Raw genomic sequence first — 3,413 nt, forward strand, 5'->3', positions numbered from 1 at the left:
CGCGGCCGTCAGAGCGGCCCGGGCGGTCTCCGCCAGATTTCCGGACATCCGGTCCCCCCGTCGAACGAGCGGTGGCCGGTCCCGGCACGGTCCCGGCCTCCCGCGAGCACCATGACATCGCCCCGCGCAAGGCACAGTACGCCGGTCCACGGGGGCGGCAGCGGCCAGGCCCGCTGCCCGGGCACGGTCGTGGACCGTTCCCGGAACGCGGTGCGGCCGGTACGGGAGTCCCGTACCGGCCGCGCCCGCGCGCCTCGGTGCTACGCCTTGGCGAGCGTCGGCTTCTCCTCGGCACCGGTGCCGGCGTCCCGCGGCTCGGGGGTGTGCGGCTCGCCGCCTCCGTGGCCGTCGTCGGTCATCGTGCTCTCGTCGAAGGGGAGCGCGCCGGAGAGGACCTGGTCGACCCGGGCCCGGTCGATCTCCTTGGTCCAGGTGCCGACCAGCACCGTGGCCACCGCGTTGCCCGCGAAGTTCGTCAGGGCGCGCGCCTCGCTCATGAAGCGGTCGATGCCGACGATCAGACCGACGCCGTCGACCAGGTCGGGGCGGTGGGACTGCAGACCGCCGGCGAGGGTGGCGAGGCCGGCGCCGGTGACGCCCGCCGCGCCCTTGGAGGCGATCACCATGAAGACCAGCAGCGAGATCTGCTCGCCGATGCTCAGCGGGTCGCCCGTCGCGTTGGCGATGAACAGCGCGGACATCGTCAGGTAGATCGCGGTGCCGTCGAGGTTGAAGGAGTAGCCGGTCGGGACGGTGATGCCGACGACGGGCTTGCTGACGCCCATGTGCTCCATCTTCGCGATGAGCCGCGGCAGCGCCGACTCGGAGGAGGAGGTGGAGAGGATCAGCAGGAACTCGCGGCCCAGGTACTTCAGCAGGGCCCAGATGTTGACCCCGGCCACCAGGCGCAGGATCGCCCCCAGCACCACGAACACGAAGAGCGCACAGGTGACGTAGAAGCCGATCATGATGATCGCGAGCGACTTCAGGGCGTCCAGGCCCGTCTCGCCGACCACCGCCGCGATCGCGCCGAACGCGCCGACCGGGGCCGCCCACATGATCATGGCCAGGATGCGGAAGACCAGGCGCTGGATGTGGCCGATGCCCCGCAGGACGGGCTCGCCGGCCGATCCCATGGCCTGGAGGGCGAAGCCCGCGAGCAGGGCGACGAGGAGGGTCTGGAGGACCTCTCCCTCGGTGAAGGCCGAGATCATCGTGGTCGGGATGATGCCGATCAGGAAGTCCGCGGTGGACTCGCTCGCACCCGCCGCCTGCTGCTCGCCGGCCGCACGCGTCGCCTCGGTGATGTGGAGGGTGGAGCCGGGCTCCAGGAGGTTGCCCACCACCAGGCCGATGGCCAGGGCGACCGTCGACATCACCAGGAAGTAGCCGAGGGCGAGCCCGCCGACCGCGCCGACCTTGGCGGCCTTGCGCACGGAACCGACGCCGAGCACGATCGTGCAGAAGATGATCGGCGAGATCATCATCTTGATGAGGTTGACGAAGCCCGTACCGATCGGCTTGAGCTCCACGGCCACGTCCGGGACCGCGAAGCCCACGATGATGCCGAGCACCACGGCGGCGATCACGGCCAGGTAGAGATAGTGCGTACGGTCCCGTCGTGCGGCTTGCTCTGCCACGGGGGCCCTCCTCGGCTGTCTGCGGTTCGCTCCCCCGTCCCTGGGGGTCCCGGCGACTATTCACCCCGGCGTGACGGCCGTCACCCTTGCGTTCATATCGTTCACAGACGTTTTCGAGCCACCTTGGGGGCGTGGTTGCCCGCCAGGCAGACTGGTGGCATGCGTCTGCCCCGTGTCCTCCCCCGCAGTCTCGCGGGCCAGCTGTTCGTGATGCAGGCCCTGCTGGTGGCGGCGGTGGTGGCGGGTTGCGCCGTCTTCGCGTACGTGTCGGGCCGGGCGCAGGCGGAGGAGACCGCGAAGCGGCAGGTGCGGGCCGCCGCCCTGGCCATGGCCGAATCGCCGTCGGTGCGGGAGGCGATCCGTACCCCGGAACCGTCCGCCGTACTCCAGCCGTACGCGGAGCGGGTCCGCGCCGGGACCGGGATCGCCTTCGTCACGATCATGGACCCGGAGGGTGTCCGCTGGACCCACCCGAACGCCGCCGAGATCGGCAGGCCCTTCATCGGCCACATCGACCGGGCGCTGCTCGGGGAGACCTTCGTGGAGACGTACACCGGCACCCTGGGGCCGTCGATACGGGTGGTCACGCCGATCCGCGACGGGGGCCGGGTGGTCGGGCTGGTGAGTGCGGGCATCACCGTGGAGCGCGTCTCCACGCAGGTGCGGGAGCAGCTCGGCGCGCTGGGCATGGCGGCGGGTGCGGCGCTCACCCTGGGCGCGCTGGGTACGTACGTGATCAACGCCAGGCTGCGACGGCACACGCACGGGATGAACGCCGGCGAGCTGAGCCGGATGCACGACTACCACGAGGCGACCCTCCACGCGGTACGGGAGGGACTGCTGATGCTGGACGGGCAGCGGCGGATCGCGCTGGTCAACGACGCGGGCCGGGATCTGCTGGGGCTGGCGCCGGGTGCGGTGGGGCGCCGGGTGGACGAGCTGGACCTGCCGGCCGCGCTGACGGGGGCGCTGCTGGCCTCCGAGCCGCGCGTGGACGAGGTCCACCTCACGGCGGACCGGGTGATCGTGGTGAACACCAGCCCGGTGGTCGGCGGGGAGCGGCGCGGCACCGTGGTGACCCTCCGGGACCACACCGAGCTGCAGGCGCTGTCGGGTGAGCTGGACTCGGAGCGGGGCTTCTCCCAGGCACTGCGCTCACAGGCGCACGAGGCGGCGAACCGGCTGCACACGGTGGTCTCGCTGATCGAGCTGGACCGGGTGGAGGAGGCCGTGGAGTTCGCGACGGCGGAACTGGAACTGGCGCAGGTCCTCACCGACCGGGTCGTCGCCGCGGTCGGTGAACCGGTGCTGGCGGCACTGCTGCTCGGCAAGGCGGCCCAGGCGAACGAGCGCGGGGTGGAGCTGGTGCTGGCCGAGGACAGCCTGATCGACGACGGGGCCCTGCCCGACTCGCTGGCGCCGCGCGATCTGGTGACGGTCCTCGGCAACCTCATCGACAACGCGGTGGACGCCGCGTCGGAGGCGATGACGGGCGGCGGCGGGACGGGGGTCCCGGGGCAGCGGACGGCGCCCCGCGCGCTGGTCACGGTGACGGCACGCACGGTCGGCGGTGAGCTGCTGCTGCGGGTCGCGGACAGCGGGGCCGGGATCGCCCCGGACGACGCGGACGAGGTGTTCCGGCGCGGCTGGACGACGCGCGGCACGGGACGCGGGCTGGGCCTGGCACTCGTACGGCAGGCGGCGCACCGCAACGGGGGGACGGTCGCGCTGGACCGGTCCGAGGAGGGCGGCGCCCGCTTCACGGTGCGGCTG

The 3,413-nt window shown here is 72.4% G+C and carries 2 protein-coding genes; one reads left to right on the forward strand and one right to left on the reverse strand.

The features are described from left to right. Positions 1–260: 260 nt before the first annotated feature. A complete protein-coding gene (locus IH13_RS0131600) occupies positions 261–1,640 on the reverse strand; it encodes a cation:dicarboxylate symporter family transporter (RefSeq protein WP_031089751.1) in 1,380 nt (459 codons plus the stop codon). A 159-nt stretch (positions 1,641–1,799) separates the two neighbouring features. Between IH13_RS0131600 and IH13_RS0131605 the strand changes: the two genes are divergently transcribed. Then, positions 1,800–3,413 (forward strand): sensor histidine kinase (locus IH13_RS0131605; RefSeq protein WP_031089753.1); only part of this gene is annotated, 1,614 nt, incomplete at its 3' end.

Source organism: Streptomyces sp. NRRL WC-3549 (genome assembly GCF_000721935.1).
GTDB lineage: Bacteria > Actinomycetota > Actinomycetes > Streptomycetales > Streptomycetaceae > Streptomyces.